Annotated in this window: 17 protein-coding genes and 1 pseudogene; 7 read left to right on the plus strand and 11 right to left on the minus strand. The window is 60.3% G+C overall.

The annotated features are described in order from the left end of the window. The first annotated feature begins 46 nt into the window (after window positions 1-46). Entirely contained in the window at window positions 47-574 is a 528-nt protein-coding gene (locus IE127_RS01995; protein ID WP_189422865.1) for a DUF4282 domain-containing protein, read from the plus strand. A gap of 2 nt (window positions 575-576) precedes the next feature. Here IE127_RS01995 and IE127_RS02000 read toward each other — a convergent pair. After that, a pseudogene (locus IE127_RS02000) lies at window positions 577-959 on the minus strand (DoxX family protein). 214 nt (window positions 960-1,173) lie between these two features. On the opposite strand from IE127_RS02000, the gene rimO reads away from it, so the two are divergent. The 4 genes from rimO to folK all read left to right on the plus strand — a co-directional run bounded on the left by rimO (window position 1,174) and on the right by folK (window position 4,256). Then, window positions 1,174-2,520: a 30S ribosomal protein S12 methylthiotransferase RimO gene (gene rimO / locus IE127_RS02005; protein ID WP_189422866.1), complete on the plus strand. Its 1,347-nt coding sequence runs from the start codon at window positions 1,174-1,176 to the stop codon at window positions 2,518-2,520. 61 nt (window positions 2,521-2,581) lie between these two features. Next, window positions 2,582-3,433 (plus strand): dihydropteroate synthase, encoded by an 852-nt coding sequence (gene folP, locus IE127_RS02010; protein WP_189422867.1) that lies wholly within the window; start codon window positions 2,582-2,584, stop codon window positions 3,431-3,433. Beyond that, window positions 3,430-3,807 carry a dihydroneopterin aldolase gene (folB, locus tag IE127_RS02015; protein WP_189422868.1) on the plus strand — a complete coding sequence of 126 codons (378 nt, stop codon included), beginning with the start codon at window positions 3,430-3,432 and terminating at the stop codon, window positions 3,805-3,807. Before folP ends, folB begins: the two co-directional genes overlap by 4 nt. Before the next feature lie 2 nt (window positions 3,808-3,809). Next, window positions 3,810-4,256, plus strand: coding sequence for a 2-amino-4-hydroxy-6-hydroxymethyldihydropteridine diphosphokinase (gene folK / locus IE127_RS02020; protein WP_189422869.1), 447 nt, complete (start codon window positions 3,810-3,812; stop codon window positions 4,254-4,256). Here folK and IE127_RS02025 read toward each other — a convergent pair. From IE127_RS02025 to IE127_RS02055, 7 genes are read right to left on the minus strand one after another with little or no spacing between them, the layout of a single operon-like run. After that, window positions 4,240-4,713, minus strand: coding sequence for a GNAT family N-acetyltransferase (locus IE127_RS02025; RefSeq protein ID WP_189422870.1), 474 nt, complete (start codon window positions 4,711-4,713; stop codon window positions 4,240-4,242). The two genes, folK and IE127_RS02025, sit on opposite strands and share 17 nt — an antisense overlap. Before the next feature lie 2 nt (window positions 4,714-4,715). After that, a complete protein-coding gene (locus tag IE127_RS02030) occupies window positions 4,716-5,495 on the minus strand; it encodes an ATP12 family chaperone protein (RefSeq protein WP_189422871.1) in 780 nt (259 codons plus the stop codon). A gap of 2 nt (window positions 5,496-5,497) precedes the next feature. Beyond that, complete coding sequence (locus IE127_RS02035) at window positions 5,498-6,160, minus strand: HAD-IA family hydrolase (protein WP_210310401.1); 663 nt, start codon at window positions 6,158-6,160, stop codon at window positions 5,498-5,500. Beyond that, the gene (locus IE127_RS02040; protein ID WP_189422873.1) at window positions 6,157-7,146 is read right to left on the minus strand and encodes an RluA family pseudouridine synthase; all 990 of its coding nucleotides are present in this window, start codon (window positions 7,144-7,146) and stop codon (window positions 6,157-6,159) included. The genes IE127_RS02035 and IE127_RS02040 overlap by 4 nt, the downstream gene beginning before the upstream one ends. Then, window positions 7,143-7,526, minus strand: coding sequence for a fluoride efflux transporter CrcB (crcB, locus tag IE127_RS02045; RefSeq protein WP_189422874.1), 384 nt, complete (start codon window positions 7,524-7,526; stop codon window positions 7,143-7,145). The genes IE127_RS02040 and crcB overlap by 4 nt, the downstream gene beginning before the upstream one ends. After that, window positions 7,526-8,857: a replication-associated recombination protein A gene (locus tag IE127_RS02050; RefSeq protein ID WP_189422876.1), complete on the minus strand. Its 1,332-nt coding sequence runs from the start codon at window positions 8,855-8,857 to the stop codon at window positions 7,526-7,528. Before IE127_RS02050 ends, crcB begins: the two co-directional genes overlap by 1 nt. Window positions 8,858-8,860: 3 nt before the next feature. Then, window positions 8,861-10,402: a Do family serine endopeptidase gene (locus IE127_RS02055; protein ID WP_244639877.1), complete on the minus strand. Its 1,542-nt coding sequence runs from the start codon at window positions 10,400-10,402 to the stop codon at window positions 8,861-8,863. Window positions 10,403-10,573: 171 nt separating this feature from the next. On the opposite strand from IE127_RS02055, the gene IE127_RS02060 reads away from it, so the two are divergent. Together IE127_RS02060 and IE127_RS02065 are read left to right on the plus strand one after the other, a co-directional pair. Then, the gene (locus IE127_RS02060; RefSeq protein ID WP_189422878.1) at window positions 10,574-11,746 is read left to right on the plus strand and encodes a type III PLP-dependent enzyme domain-containing protein; all 1,173 of its coding nucleotides are present in this window, start codon (window positions 10,574-10,576) and stop codon (window positions 11,744-11,746) included. A 67-nt stretch (window positions 11,747-11,813) separates the two neighbouring features. After that, window positions 11,814-12,356, plus strand: coding sequence for a P-loop NTPase family protein (locus IE127_RS02065; protein ID WP_244639879.1), 543 nt, complete (start codon window positions 11,814-11,816; stop codon window positions 12,354-12,356). On the opposite strand, the gene IE127_RS02070 is transcribed toward IE127_RS02065, so the two are convergent. From IE127_RS02070 to IE127_RS02080, 3 genes are all read right to left on the minus strand, one after another. Beyond that, complete coding sequence (locus IE127_RS02070) at window positions 12,353-13,417, minus strand: NAD-dependent epimerase/dehydratase family protein (protein WP_189422880.1); 1,065 nt, start codon at window positions 13,415-13,417, stop codon at window positions 12,353-12,355. The two genes, IE127_RS02065 and IE127_RS02070, sit on opposite strands and share 4 nt — an antisense overlap. 84 nt (window positions 13,418-13,501) lie before the next feature. Then, window positions 13,502-13,930, minus strand: coding sequence for a 50S ribosomal protein L17 (gene rplQ / locus IE127_RS02075; RefSeq protein ID WP_189422882.1), 429 nt, complete (start codon window positions 13,928-13,930; stop codon window positions 13,502-13,504). Between the two features lie 31 nt (window positions 13,931-13,961). Then, window positions 13,962-14,978 (minus strand): DNA-directed RNA polymerase subunit alpha, encoded by a 1,017-nt coding sequence (locus IE127_RS02080; RefSeq protein WP_189422883.1) that lies wholly within the window; start codon window positions 14,976-14,978, stop codon window positions 13,962-13,964. Between the last annotated feature and the right edge of the window lie 76 nt (window positions 14,979-15,054).

The raw sequence follows: 15,054 nt of genomic DNA on the forward strand, positions 1-15,054 counted from the left end.
TCTTCGGCCACCCACCCAGACCCTCCACCGTCAATCGGATGCGGAAATGACGTTCAGAGACCTTCGCCGCCTGTTCACCGGCCCTACCCTGTTCCGCCTTGATGCAATTCTGGCGCCACGCTTGATACAGATTCTCTACGCCCTCGGTCTGGCAGGTCTCTTGTTGTGGGCGGTCTCGCACTTTTTCTGGCGCTTCAGCCTCGGGTTCGGCCAAGGGCTATGGGGAATCCTCGAAATTCTGGTCTTCGGACTTCTGATGTTCACGGTGCTGCGCATCGGCTGCGAGGCGCTGCTCGTCTATTTCCGCGACAAATCGGCCGCGATGGAGCCGGTAGTCCGCACCAATGGCTCGCTTCTCGATGAAGTGCGCGACGCGATCCGGGATCTTGCAGATGGGGACGAGGAAGACGAGGAGTACGCCGAAGTCAGCGAATACGAGGCGGATGGACCCAGCAGCGGCGCCGCGTCCGATCCTGATCTTGAGCGTGGGCCGGCGAGCATTCCAGGTGAAACGCATTCGACGCGTCCACGTCCCACGCGCACCGCTCGGAGAAACCCGGCGGCAAAGCCATAGGTTCAGCCCTTGCGGCTATCGAGGCTCCAGGCGCCGGGTCCGGAGAACACCAGGTAGAGGAACACGAAGCAGAACAGGATGGCTGCGTCGCCCTGATTGTTCACTGGATAAAGGCTGCCCGGCGCGTGCACCATCCAGTAAGCAACCGCCATTGTACCAGAGGCCAAAACGCGGCAGGCCGCGTGAAAAACCCGAGCACCACCAGCACGCCGGTGATCAACTCGATCACGCCGGCAGCGCCGAAGATCGACATCAGCGGCGGCGTTCCCTCGGTTGGGGGGAACGCAAAGAGCTTTTGGGTGCCGTGTTCGAGAAACAGCAGACCAGTGATGATGCGCAGAACTGCGAGCGCTTTCGGAGCATGAGGCGTCAGCCGTTCGAACATGGTATTCCTTTCATGGACTCTATGGTTCGCGGCCGGACCATAGTTGGCGCCATTGCTTGTGAACGAGCCCCCGTACAGCGCACGCTCTGTTCGCAAATTGAATCACAAACTCGCGTGCAAAGGCGCCAGGTCGCTGCACAGGCCCGGGCCAACATTGATTTTCGCGCAGATTGCGCTATGTACCCGGCTACTTTCCCAAACGAATGGTTGGCTAATGAGCCAGACGACCAAATCCGGCCAGGCGCCGCGCATCGGCCTTGTCAGTCTCGGCTGTCCGAAGGCGCTGGTTGATAGCGAGCGCATCATGACGACACTGCGCGCTCAGGGCTACGCTTTCAGCCGCGACTATCAGGGCGCGGACCTCGTCCTGGTCAACACTTGCGGCTTTCTTGATAGCGCCAAGCAGGAAAGCCTCGAGGCGATCGGCGAGGCCCTCAACGAGAATGGCCGCGTGATCGTCACCGGCTGCCTCGGTGTCGAAGAGGAAATGATCCGCGAAACGCATCCGAACGTGCTGGCTGTCTCTGGGCCGCACCAGTACGAGGCGGTGGTCGGGGCGGTGCACGAGCATCTGCCACCCGTGCCCAACAAGTTTGTTGATCTGGTCCCTGAACAGGGACTCAAGCTGACGCCGCGTCACTACGCCTATTTGAAAATTTCAGAAGGTTGCAACAATCGCTGCAGCTTCTGCATCATTCCGCAGATACGCGGTGATCTTGCCTCGCGGCCGGCCGCAAGCGTGATTTCCGAGGCCGAGCGGCTGGTGAAGGCTGGAACGAAGGAGCTTCTGGTCATCTCGCAGGACACCAGCGCCTATGGCCTGGATCTGAAATACGCCACCTCACCCTATAAGGGCCGGCAGGTTGCGGCGCGCTTTTATGACCTTGCGAAGGAGCTCGGAGATCTCGGCGCCTGGGTGCGGCTGCATTACGTCTATCCTTACCCGCACGTCGATCAGGTTGTGGAACTGATGGCTGAGGGCACTGTGCTGCCGTATCTCGACATTCCGTTCCAGCACGCCTCACCGAACGTCCTCAAGGCCATGCGCCGTCCGGCAAATCACGAAAAGACGCTGGACCGGATCAAGAAGTGGCGAGAAATTTGTCCGGATCTCACTGTGCGCTCGAACTTCATCGTCGGTTATCCGGGCGAGACTGAAGAAGACTTCGAGTTTCTGCTCGACTGGATCGAGGAAGCCGAGATCGACCGCGCTGGCTGCTTCGAGTATGAGCCGGTGACGGGCGCCAAGGCCAACGAACTGCCGGGTGTCGTGCCCGACGAGGTCAAGCGCGACCGGTTCGAACGCCTGATGGAAGTGGCTCAGGACATTTCTGCGCACCAACTGTCGAAGAAGGTCGGGCGCACCATTGAGGTTCTGGTGGATGACGTTCTGCCAGACCGCAACCGGGCGGTCGCCCGCTCGAAATGGGATGCTCCGGAAATCGATGGCCAGGTGCTCGTCGACAATGCAACGGGTGTCAAACCCGGCGACATGATCTCGGTTACGGTCACCGATAGTGACGAATATGACCTCTTTGCCGTACCCGCCGCGGTGAACTGAACGCCATAGCCTTCGACCGCCAGCGGTCGGAGGCCCCGCCTATAGGCAGAGCGGACTGCGCATGCATACGACCCATACACTTGAGACCGCCGCCGGCACGCTCACTCTCGGTCAACGCCCAACCATCATGGGCATTCTCAATGTAACCCCGGACAGCTTCTCGGACGGCGGCTCTTATGATGGCGTCGATACCGCTGTTCGTCAGGCGATAGCGCTCGCCGATGACGGCGCAGAGATCATCGACATCGGTGGCGAGAGTACCCGGCCCGGCGCCGAAGAAGTTCAGGTGCAGGATGAGCTCGACCGAGTCATGCCGATCCTCGATGCTCTGAAAGCGATCAGCTTCAAGTCCCTGATATCAATAGATACTTACAAGCCACTGGTTGCGGATCAGGCTCTTCAGGCTGGCGCCTGCATTATAAACGATGTCTACGGTCTCCAGCGGGACCCGGAAATGGCAGACGTGGCGGCCCTTCATAAGGCGCCACTGATAGCAATGCATTGGGACAAGAACCGCGACCGTGACAAGCCGCTGCTAGACGAGGTGCGTCGTTGGTTCGACCGCACGATCGCGACCGCAGAGAATGCAGGAATGTACAAGTCTCAGCTCATCCTTGATCCGGGATTCGGTTTTGCGAAAACCCTCGACGAGAACTACCGATTGTTACGCGAGCTCGGATCTTTTTACCCCGGGTACCCTATAGCCGTCGGCACCTCTCGGAAATCGATGATCGGCAAGCTGCTCAACCGCGAGGTGGACGAGCGCCTGCCGGGTACGATCGCGACCAATGTTCTTGGCTACCAATCCGGGGCGCACCTGTTTCGGGTGCATGACCCGCGCCCGGTGCGCGATGCGCTGATGGTGGCTGCGGCAACGCTCTATTCACTCGGCGTGGAAGGTGCGCAGCAATGACAATCGATGGCGATGCTATCATACTGCGCGACCTCGGTTTTTATGGATATCATGGGGTCCTGGAGGAGGAGGCGCGCCTTGGCCAGCGCTTCTTCATCGACATCGAATGTGGCCTAAATCTCGCGAAAGCGGGCCGTTCCGACCAAGTTGAGGATACGGTTTCTTATGCTGAGATGTATGATGTCATTAAAGCAGCGTTTGAGGGCAAAAGGTTCAAACTCCTTGAGGCTCTGGGCCAACGCATCGTCGACTCATTGTTCGAGGAGTTCCCCCTAATCACTTGTATTGAAATCACAATCCGGAAGCCCGAGGCACCGATTGCGATGGTGCGCGGCGATGCCCAGGTACGTTTGCTCCGCAGCCGCGAGGGATAAGAATGCCGACAGCCTGGTTGTCACTTGGTGCGAATATTGGTGAGGATCCTGCAAGCCAGGTTCGGCGAGCGGTGGCGCTACTGGATGCAGCGGATGGCCTTGAAGTTACAGGGGAATCTGCGTTGATGACGACCAAGCCATGGGGCAAGACCGACCAGCCGGACTTCATAAACATGGCACTCGAGGTTAACACCACGCTACCACCAACCGCTCTGCTTGAGCTCTGCTTTTCAATCGAGCGCAGGATGGGACGCGAGCGCTTGGAGAAGTGGGGGCCGCGCGTCATCGACATCGACATCATCGCCTATGACCGCCAGGAAATTCTTTCCGACAGACTAAAGCTGCCCCACCCACACGCTCACGAGAGATCGTTCGTTCTCGATCCGCTGCGCGAGATCGCGCCCGACACAGCCAATTGGCTTGAGGAGCGCGCTAGATCTCGCTCGTAAACCAGGCCGAGGCGAGCGAGAGCCCCTGCTGGCGCAGGAACACCATCTTGGCATTGTCCTTGTAAGCACTGACGGCAACGATCTGCTTGATGCCTTTTTCCGAAAGCCGCTGCTTGGCATTCTCGATCAGCGCCACGCCGGCGGTGATCCAGCGGTCTGGCGACAGCATGTAGAAATCATCGATGACGGCGGTCGGCCCTGCATCATAGACTGGCGGCGTCGGCATTGGCCTCGCGAACAGAAAACCGACAAGGATGCCGGATTCCATCGCGACAAGGCACAACGATTCCTCATCCTCGAGAACAGTAGCCAAAAAGGCCTTGCTGGACGCCGCAGCATCCTCGCTGATCTTCCAGAAGACGGGTTCGTATCGCTCATGTTCGGCGCGGCGCGCCTGAAGAATGTCGATGACGGCAGCAAGGTCCGCTACTTCGCAATTTCGGACCTCGACGGCCACCCTTACCTCCGCATCGCTTCTACCAACCTGACTGCAGCATCAAACTCCGTACGGCGTTTTCTCCGCCTGAGCGCAGCCTCTTCGTCGACTCCCCAAAGACGCGCTTGAAAGTCTTCGTCCACATGCGCGGAATTCCAGACCGAATCCGCATCGAGCAAGTCGTGACGCAAAGCGATTGCAAGAATCCCCGAGCCGGTCAATGACGTTATTGATACAAGTGCGGTGATCTCCAGTAACCCTGCCCCTTCAAGGCTGTGATCGAGCTTCTCGAGCGTGGTTGCCGGCTGTTCCTGATAAAGGATGCCGACCGTTGGCTGAAAACTGACCTCGAAGTGCCGAGCAATACGAACAAGCGCCGCGTCCCAGTGCTGCTCCTGCTCGGCTACCAGCTCTTGCGGGTGTTCGGCACGATAAAGCAGCAGATCGCTTGCAGCATATTTGACGACCTCCGCCCGCAGCGCCGGAATGCTCGTCTCCCCGCTTTCGATCGCGGAATTTACGAGCCGGACCATCGGCATCGTTTCGGCATCGATACGCTCGCCCTGGCTTCCCCACTCGCCGGCCATGATTGCGGCAATATCCTCTGACGGCACACGCACCGGCGTCCGATTGCCGGGGGTCAGGGTCGGCCTGTTATCAAGCGCGACAGTGTATCCACCATCCGCCGGCAACGCTGTCGCTTCCTTGTAGAAGCGCTTGGGCAACTCTGGACGCAGATTGCGTTGCACGCGCCCATAGCCGTCGTCGCGGTGGTTCAGCGCCTCTTCCAAATGGTCTCGCATAGTCAAGCCAACACTTGGTCTATGGCACCGGATAGCTGATCGAAATCATCGATCAGGATGTCGGCGCCGGATTTCAGAAGGTCTTGAGGCTCATGATAGCCCCAGGAGACCGCGATTGTCGCCACGCCGGCGGCGCGGCCCATTTCTATATCGAAGGTCGTATCACCAACCATAACCGTCGAAGCAGCCTCTGCGCCGGTTTCATCGATCGCGCGCAACACCATGCCGGGGTGCGGTTTTGACGGATTATGGTCTGGTGTCTGTAGTGTGACGAAATAGGGCGCAAGCTCGTGCACCGAAAGGATACGGTTTACGCCTGACAGCCCCTTGCCTGTCGCGATGCCAAGGAGAGTGGCCGGATCGGCGGAGAGCACTTCGAGGACTTTTCGAGCGCCGGGAAACAGCCCCTCCCGATCCTCGTCGCGCACAAGGCCGGCCCGGTAGTGGCTCCTGTAAGTCTCCACCAATCGCTCGACAGTCTGGGCATCAGCGTCAGCAGCCAACCGGCTTATTGCAATAGGGAGCGACAACCCGATGACTCGACGAACCTCGGTCGGTCTTGGTGGCTCCAGCCCCACGGCTTGGAAGGCGCTTGCCATGTGTTCGCTGATCAGGGCCTGCGTATCGATCAGCGTGCCATCCATGTCGAAGATAACAAGCCTCAAGCGCCATCCTCCGGATCGTTCTTTTGAACATCGAACCGATCCGCATCGAACCCGAGCGCTTCAAAACTCTGCCGCATGTGAGGCGGCAGAGGCGCGGAAATATCGAGGCGCTTACCAGAGCGCAACGGGAATGCCAAACGGCGTGCATGCAGGTGAAGCCCCTCGCCGAGGCCATCCGAGCGCTCGTAGTTCTCGATATTGAAATACCGCGGATCATCGAGGATTGGATTGCCAAGCTGCGCCATGTGCACACGCAATTGGTGCGTACGCCCTGTCACCGGCTTGAGCGTAACCCAGGCGAAACGCCTGCTGGCCGTGTCGGTGGTGGAATAGTAGCTCATTGAGTGTTGCGCGCCCGGCGTACCGTTTGCGACCACCCTCATCTGTTCACCATCCTCCGTCTTCTGGCGAGCAAGGAAACAAGAGATCTCACCCTGCTTCGGCGTCGGGTTGCCGGCCACCAGCGCCCAATAGATCTTGCGCGCAGAGCGCGAGCGGAACACGGACCCGAAGTGGCTCGCCGCCTGCCGCGTCTTTGCGACGATCAGGCAACCAGACGTGTCGCGGTCCAGACGATGGACGAGCCGCGGCGGCTCCCCCAGCTTGTTCGGCAGGCTGCGCAACATTCCGTCGATGTGACGCGTGGTGCCGCTGCCGCCCTGCACTGCAAGCCCGTGCGGCTTGTTGAAGACGTAGATTTCATCGTCCTCATAAATGATGAGATCACGCAGAAACTGCGCATCTTCATCGACGATGCGTGGCGCGCGATAGGTATCCTCGTCATCGATGGGCGGTATCCGCACCATCTGCCCCGGCTCGAGCCGGGTGCTGGTTTTCACCCTGCCCTTGTCGACACGCACCTCGCCATTGCGGATAAGCTTTTGCAGGCGGCCGAAGCCGAGCTGCGGGAAATTACGCTGAAACCAGCGGTCAAGCCGCATGCCCTGCTCGTCTGCCTCTACGCGACGCTGCTGAACACCACTCATAACGGCAGGCTCCTTATTAGGCTGAGACCGACAAACAGGCCGAACACGGATATGACGACCGAGGCCAGAATATATGCAAGGGCCTGCCCGTACGCACCGCGCTCAAGAAGTGCAACGGTGTCTAGCGAGAAACTTGAGAAAGTCGTGAAGCCGCCAAGCAGTCCAATCGCCACGAACAGCCGTAGTTCGGCCTGCCAGGACGGTGTGGAGCGTGCAAGCCAGCCGATGAACAGCCCCATCGCGATCGAACCGAGAATGTTCGCCACAAGCGTGGCGGCGGGAAACCCGGTGGGCAGCAGGCGACCGAACAGAACCGAAAGACCGTACCGCCCGATGGCGCCGATCGCCCCGCCTGCACCCACCAGCAGAAAATTCTGCATCAGTCTTCTGTTCCTTCGCGCTTGCTCGCCCGCAGGCGATCAAAATAGTCCAGCCGCTTGCGCAGCTCCCGCTCGAAGCCGCGCTCGACAGGTTTGTAGAAGTCCTGTCGGCCAATGGCCTCGGGGAAGTACTCCTGGCCAGAAAAACCCTCGGGCGTATCGTGATCATAGATATAGCCTTCGCCATAGCCCTCAGACTTCATGAGCTTTGTCGGCGCATTGAGGATGACGAAAGGCGGTGTTGGCGACCCGCTGGATTTTGCGACGCTCATTGCACCCTTGAAGGCCGTGTAGACGGCATTCGATTTGGGCGCAGACGCGAGGTAGACGACTGCCTGAGCGAGGGCCAGCTCACCCTCGGGTGAGCCGAGCATCTGGTAGGCATCCCGAGCCGCGACCGCCTGCGGCAGCGCTTGCGGATCTGCAAGCCCGATATCCTCCACCGCCATGCGGATCAGCCTGCGGGCAATGAACAACGGGTCTTCTCCCGCATCGAGCATGCGCGCGAAATAGTAGAGCGCCGCATCGGGATCCGAACCGCGCACTGTCTTGTGCAGGGCCGAGATGAGGTTGTAGTGCCCATCCTGCGCCTTGTCGTAAATTGGCGCGCGACGCTGCACGACGGACAGCAGGCCAGGCGCGTCGAGCACCTCTCCCTCGCGCACGGACGCCAGAACCTCCTCGACAAGACCAAGCAGAGCCCTGCCGTCGCCATCCGCAAGCGTCAGCAGCGTCTGTCGCGCCTCGAGTTCAAGCGGCAGCTGTGCGCCCGTCAGCTCCTCGGCACGGCGTGCAAGCTGGTCGAGATCCTCGATCGCCAAGGACTGGAAGCGCAGCACCTGGCTCCGCGACATCAAGGCGGCATTGAGCTCGAATGACGGATTTTCTGTCGTCGCCCCCACCAGAACCACGGTGCCATCTTCCATGACAGGCAGAAAGCCGTCTTGCTGGGCGCGGTTAAACCGGTGGATCTCGTCGACAAACAATAAGGTGCTACGGCCGCTCCGCCGCTCAAAACGGGCGCGTTCAAATGCTTTCTTGAGGTCAGCGACACCGGAAAAAACAGCCGAGATCTGCTCGAAACGGTAATCAATGCGGTCGGCCAGTAGACGCGCAACTGTGGTCTTTCCGGTACCAGGCGGGCCCCAAAGGATCAAAGAGCCTAGCCGGCCCGACGCCAGCATGCGCGATAGCGAACCATCGGGCCCGAGCAGATGGGCCTGCCCGATGACCTCGTCAAGACTACGTGGCCGAAGCTGGTCGGCGAGCGGACGGCTACCCCCATCCTCATAATCGGACTCATCCTGCGGACTGGCAAAAAGATCGGACATGGTTCAACCACTGACCCGGGTACGAATGACCCGGCCGTTTCGTTGCAGGACAATCTCCCAGACGCGCTGACGCTGTGAGGCAAGCTGAGAGAAAGTTTCGGCGTTTTCGATCTCTATGCCGTTAAGGGTAAGAATGACATCCCCTGTGGCAAGGCCCATGGCAGAAGCCGGCGAGGACGCGGCCACATCGGTGATGACAACGCCGCTGGCCTCGTAGGACAGACCATACTGCTCAGCGAGGGCCGGTTGCAGGGTTTCAGCCGTCGCGCCGGCAAACCGCGTGTTTCCCTCGATCGTTGTCGCGCTGACATCGGTGCCGCCGGAGGGCGCCTCGACTGGAAGATTGAGCGACACGGTCTCACCCCGTCTCACGACACTCAGCTCTGCTTCTGTGCCGAGCGGCATCGTCGCCAGACGAAAGTTCAACGTTGCCGGGGTGGTCACGGGTACGCCATCGATCGCGGTGATCACGTCTCCCGTTTGCAGACCCGCCTGCATGGCAGGGCCAGTTGGCGCAACTTCGTTCACAAGGGCGCCCGATGGCGAGGAGAGCTGAAGGCTCTCCGCCAGTTCGGGGGTAACCGGCTGCAGCCGGGCCCCGAGCCATGGCCGCACGATATCGCCGCCGCGCGAGCCGGCATCGGCGACGACTCGCGCCATGTTCGAGGGAATGGCGAAGCCGATTCCCACCGATCCACCAGACCGGGAGAAGATTGCTGTGTTGATCCCGACCAGATTGCCATCGAGATCGACCAGTGCCCCGCCGGAGTTTCCCGGATTGATGGCAGCATCGGTCTGGATGAAGAACTCGTAATCGCTCGCCTCCACCCCGGTCCGTGCTAGGGCCGAAACGATGCCGCTGGTCACGGTTTGCCCGACGCCGAACGGATTGCCGATTGCGAGCACAAGATCGCCGACCTCAAGCGTATCTGAATCCGCAAACCCGAGTGAGGGCAACGGCTCGGTCTCCGGCTCGCTCAGCCGCAACACCGCCAGATCGGTTTCAGGATCATCGAGAACGAGTTCGACCCCGAGTTCCCGCCGGTCCGTCAGGGCAATGCGAATGTCGGTTGCGCCGCTGACCACGTGACTATTGGTCAGGATCAGTCCCGAGGGATCGATGATCACGCCCGATCCCAACGACTGGGAGGTCTGAGGCCGGCTTTGATAGGGCGTCCGCCCGCCGAAGAACCGCTGAAAGAACGGATCATTGGCGAAAGGGCTGGCGCTCCTCTGCTCGACCCTCGTGGCGTAGACGTTGACGACCGCCGGGGCAACGGCGCTTACGACCGGCGCGAAGCTGAGGCGCACCTGATCTTGAGAGCTCGGCACCGCCCGCGTGATTTCGGGTGCGGGCGCCTCAGCGATCATCTGCGAAACCGGGGCTTCGGTGCCGACAACTGCCGGCTCCACAACTGACGGCGCTTCAGAGGGTTGGTTGAAGACCGGGTTGACACTATCGTGTTCATCTAGCGCAAACCAACCCGCCAAGAGGATGACGCCAACCCCTCCGACGATGCCCAAGACTGTTCTAGACGATGCCATATACTATTCCCCGGACCTGCAGAATGTGCAGTTCCTCAATCCCTCAAAGGTGACGCCAATAAGGTGGTCGCACGATCGTCAGATCCCTGCGCCATATACCAATTGCGCTGCGCGCCAACACTGATTATACGCGGCGCTCCCTTCTCAAACCAACGCCGAGGACGCGGATTCATGACCGAGACTATTGCTGCGTATCCGACCACGTCTGCCCTGATCGCCGCCGAGGCGCCGGATTACCCGAGCTTTCTGTATTCGGAGCGCGAATTGCAGCGTGCGGTACAGGTTTTCCGGAAGGGCTTTTCGGGTCTTCTGACCTATGCCGTCAAGTGCAACCCCTCGCCGCACATCCTGGCGAAGCTGCATGAGGAGGGCCTGCAAGCCTTCGACGTGGCATCGAACACCGAAATGGCGCTGGTGCAGAAATATGCGCCGGGCGCGACGATGCACTACAATAACCCGATCAAGAACCGCCGCGAGATCGAGCGCGCCTATAACGAGTTCGGCGTGCGCTCCTTCACGATCGATCACCCGCAGCAGCTGGATCAGCTGGCCTCGGTGGTGCCGCCGGATCGCGATGTGGAAGTGACCACACGGTTCAAGGCTGGCAAGGCGCTGAAGTCCTACGATTTCGGCACCAAGTTCGGCGTGATGGAACAGGGTGCGGTGGAGATCGCCACGATGGTCGAGCAGATGGGCTACCAGCCCAGCCTCTGCTTTCACGTCGGCAGCCAGTGCGAGGACGCTTACGCCTATGAGCGCCACATCGCAGCGGCAGCGCGCATCGCGCGCGACTCCGGCATTGAGCTCAAGCGCCTCAATATCGGCGGTGGGTTCCCGGCACCCTACCCGACCAGCGTCGCACCGCCGATGGACTATTATTTCGACTTCATCAATGAGGCGATGGACGACAATTTCGGCTCCTCGCGTCCCGAATTGATCTGCGAGCCCGGCCGCGCGCTTGCAACCTCGTGCACGTCGTTGCTGCTGCGCGTAAAGCATCAGCGCGGCGGGCTGTCGGTCTATCTCAACGATGGCGCCTACGGCGCTCTGATGGAAGTGAAGTTCATGGACTTCACGCCGCCAGTGCGCGTTTGGAGGGGCGCGCGGATTCATGCCGAGGAAGATGTGGCAGGCTTCACGATCTTCGGGCCGACCTGCGACAGCTATGACGTGTTGCCGCAGACCTACATGCTGCCGGCCGATATCGGCGAGGACGACTGGATCGAGTTCGGCCTGATGGGGGCCTATACCCAGGCATCGCTGACCCCCTTCAACGGCTTCGATAAGCGCCATCAGTATTTTGTCGACGAGATCTATACCGGCAAGGACGTTCGTCCGGAGTAGACCTGACAAGCCTCAATGTTGCCGCCGGCTTTCCGGGCCGGCGGCTTTTTCGTCTCTGGAGGGTGTTGTGCCTGCGATCCTGCCACTCGCCGAGTTCGGCGAACGCATTGTCATTCTCGGCCCCTCGAATGCGGGCAAGTCGACGCTCGCTGAAGCGATCAGTGGCGCAACCGGGTTGCCAGCCATCCATCTCGACCGGTTCAGATTTCTCGAGAACAGTGATTGGCAGGAGCGCCCCGACGAGGAGTTCAAGCGTCTTCATGATGAGGCCGTCGCGAGCGCGCGCTGGGTGATGGAGGGGAACTACTCGAAGCTCTACCCTACCCGTTTCGCGAGGGCGACCGGCGCCATCGTGCTCTGGGACAATCGATGGCGGCGTATGGGCCGGTATCTCTTGCGCACGTTCGGCTTCAAGCCACGCGCAGGAATGCTCGAAGGCGGCCGCGACAGCCTGAAATGGTCGATGGTGAAATGGGTGTTCATCGTTTCGGCTCGGCGCCCGCAGCGTTATCCTGAGACCGCGCGCTCGATCGGCGTGCCGATGGTGTACTGCCGCTCCGCACGCGAGCTGAACGCGCTCTACGACGCGTGGGCTCTGACAAGACCTTAGGCCGAGCGACGCTTCGGTACGGCCTTATCTGACAACAACCCGAAACGGGTAACGGTCTCTGCTGCGCTGAGCACTGCCTCTTCCGCCGAAATGTAGGGGCGCCCGAGCAGGCGCTCGCCTTTGCGCCCCTCGAAATGCTTGACGTTGCCGACATCATTGATGATCTGGCGAACCGGAGCGCCCATGCGCGCCATGATTCGCAGCATCCAATCCGGCACTACCTTGCGGGTGATCGGCCGGTCCGGGTACTTCTGCCGCAATATCTCCGCGACTTCCGTAAAGTGGATATAGCGGTTGGTCGCCAGATACCGCTCTCCGATTGATTCATCGTTTTCGAGCGCAGCGATGTGCATGGCCGCGACGTCGCGCACATCTATAACAGCGAAGCCCATATTGAGCATGGCGGGTGTCGAACCATCCAGCAGCCCCGAGACCAGACCTAGAGAGATACTGGTGTCCTGATCGGAGGCCGGCCCCAGGATCATGCCCGGATGGATGGTTGTGAGCGCCATGTCGTTCGCCCTGGCATAGCTCCAGGCGGCCTGCTCGGCACGCGTCTTGCCGATACAGTAGGCCCATGGCTTCGCCATTGCATCGAGATTGGTGAAATGCTGCTCAGTATAGGTCCGCTCGCCGCTCTTGTGGCCATGCCCGTACCCAACGGTGGCAATCGAAGATGTCAGGATGACACGGCGGACGCCGGCGGCGTGCGCGGCTTCCATGACACGGCGTGTCCCCTCGACCGCTGGCCGAACCACACTATCCGCATCCTTCGGTTCGATCTTCACGACGGTTGCTGCGACATGCATGATAGCGGACACGTCGTTCATTGCCGCCGCCCAGCCCGCATCGGCCAACAGATCGGTCTCGACGAACTCAAGCTGGGAGCGCGCGCTATCAATAGGGCAAATGTTGGCAACTGCCTGACGGACGCTGTCAGCTTTTTTTAAGTCCCTCAAGGTGCCTCGCACCTCGTAGCCGCCACTGATCAGTCCGGCGATCACGTATTTCGCAACGAACCCCGATGCACCGGTTACAAGCACAAGGCCCTTGTTGCTCATCGTTTCCCCCAGCCCAACAGAAAAAGGGCGGTCACGACATTGCGTGACCGCCCTCCTAAAGTCTAGCCGAAACTGTGTGGCAGCTTATGCTGCGGCAGCTTCATCCTCGTCATCGCGTTCCTGCACCGGGCCGCTGTCGAGACCCTTTGCATTCACATCGCGATCAACGAATTCGATGACAGCCAGCGGCGCATTGTCGCCATAGCGGAAGCCCGCCTTCATGATGCGCAGGTAGCCGCCCTGACGATCAGCATAGCGCGACGCCAGAACGTCAAACAGCTTCTGCACCTGAGCCTCATCGCGGATCTGCGAGATCGCCTGACGACGGGCATGCAAGTCGCCGCGCTTGCCGAGCGTGACGAGCTTCTCAACGATCGGACGAAGATCCTTCGCCTTCGGCAAAGTGGTGACAATCTGCTCGTGCTTGATCAGCGCGGCGGACATATTCGCGAACATCGCCTTGCGGTGGCTGGCGGTTCGATTGAGCTTGCGGCCTCGGTTTGCGTGGCGCATTTCAGGTCTCCTTTAACAGTGCCGCGCGAGATCAGTAGTGATCTTCGTAGCGCTTGGCGAGGTCGTCAATGTTTTCAGGCGGCCAGTTGGCCACGTCCATTCCAAGGTGCAGGCCCATCTGTGCCAGCACTTCCTTGATCTCGTTGAGCGACTTGCGGCCGAAGTTCGGGGTCCGCAGCATTTCGGCTTCCGTCTTCTGGATGAGGTCGCCGATATATACGATGTTGTCGTTCTTGAGACAGTTGGCGGAACGCACCGAAAGCTCGAGCTCGTCCACCTTCTTGAGCAGCGCCGGGTTGAAGGCCAGCTCGGGAACACTGTCCTGCGCCTTTTCCTTCGTCGGCTCTTCGAAGTTCACGAAGACCGTCAGCTGATCCTGCAGAATGCGGGCGGCATAGGCAACCGCATCCTCAGGGCTGATACCGCCATTGGTCTCGACCTGCAGCGTCAGCTTGTCCTTGTCGAGGCTCTCACCCGAACGGGTGGGGTCGACCTTGTAGCTGACACGGCGAACCGGCGAGAACAGGCTGTCGACCGGAATATAGCCGATCGGAGCATCTTCGGGACGGTTCTTGTCGGCAGCGACGTAACCCTTGCCGGTATCGACGGTGAACTCGATATTGATCTCGGCACCGTCATCGAGGTGGCAGATCACGAGTTCCGGGTTCAGGATCTCGATATCTCCGGTGACGCGGATGTCGCCGGCGGTAACGGTGCCTGGACCCTGCTTGGAGAGCGTGAGCCGCTTCGGCCCCTCGCCATCCATCTTTACCGAAATTTCCTTCACATTCAGCACGAGATCGGTCATATCTTCGCGCACGCCCGGCAGCGAAGAAAACTCGTGCAGAATGCCATCGACCTGAATCGCAGTGACAGCGGCGCCCTGGAGAGACGACAGCAGCACGCGACGAAGAGCATTGCCAAGGGTCAGTCCGTACCCGCGCTCAAGCGGCTCAGCAACCACTGAAGCCACGCGCGCGTTGTCACCCGAAACAATGTCCAGCTTGGTCGGCTTGATCAGTTCTTGCCAGTTCCTCTGGATCGTCACGGTATATTCCTTTCAATAGAGCGGCCCACCCAAGGCCGCTTGGCCGCAAACGCAAATGCAGCTCCCGGCGCCATGC

The sequence above is a fragment of the Devosia pacifica genome (genome assembly GCF_014652635.1).
Taxonomy (GTDB): domain Bacteria; phylum Pseudomonadota; class Alphaproteobacteria; order Rhizobiales; family Devosiaceae; genus Devosia; species Devosia pacifica.

Bases quoted from the DNA above. Each gene is read 5' to 3' on its own strand.
- IE127_RS01995 (WP_189422865.1), top strand. From the start codon at position 47: ATGACGTTCAGAGACCTTCGCCGCCTGTTCACCGGCCCTACCCTGTTC.
- rimO (WP_189422866.1), top strand. From the start codon at position 1,174: ATGAGCCAGACGACCAAATCCGGCCAGGCGCCGCGCATCGGCCTTGTC.
- folP (WP_189422867.1), top strand. From the start codon at position 2,582: ATGCATACGACCCATACACTTGAGACCGCCGCCGGCACGCTCACTCTC.
- folB (WP_189422868.1), top strand. From the start codon at position 3,430: ATGACAATCGATGGCGATGCTATCATACTGCGCGACCTCGGTTTTTAT.
- folK (WP_189422869.1), top strand. From the start codon at position 3,810: ATGCCGACAGCCTGGTTGTCACTTGGTGCGAATATTGGTGAGGATCCT.
- IE127_RS02030 (WP_189422871.1), bottom strand. From the start codon at position 5,495: ATGCGAGACCATTTGGAAGAGGCGCTGAACCACCGCGACGACGGCTAT.
- IE127_RS02040 (WP_189422873.1), bottom strand. From the start codon at position 7,146: ATGAGTGGTGTTCAGCAGCGTCGCGTAGAGGCAGACGAGCAGGGCATG.
- crcB (WP_189422874.1), bottom strand. From the start codon at position 7,526: ATGCAGAATTTTCTGCTGGTGGGTGCAGGCGGGGCGATCGGCGCCATC.
- IE127_RS02050 (WP_189422876.1), bottom strand. From the start codon at position 8,857: ATGTCCGATCTTTTTGCCAGTCCGCAGGATGAGTCCGATTATGAGGAT.
- IE127_RS02055 (WP_244639877.1), bottom strand. From the start codon at position 10,402: ATGGCATCGTCTAGAACAGTCTTGGGCATCGTCGGAGGGGTTGGCGTC.
- IE127_RS02060 (WP_189422878.1), top strand. From the start codon at position 10,574: ATGACCGAGACTATTGCTGCGTATCCGACCACGTCTGCCCTGATCGCC.
- IE127_RS02070 (WP_189422880.1), bottom strand. From the start codon at position 13,417: ATGAGCAACAAGGGCCTTGTGCTTGTAACCGGTGCATCGGGGTTCGTT.
- rplQ (WP_189422882.1), bottom strand. From the start codon at position 13,930: ATGCGCCACGCAAACCGAGGCCGCAAGCTCAATCGAACCGCCAGCCAC.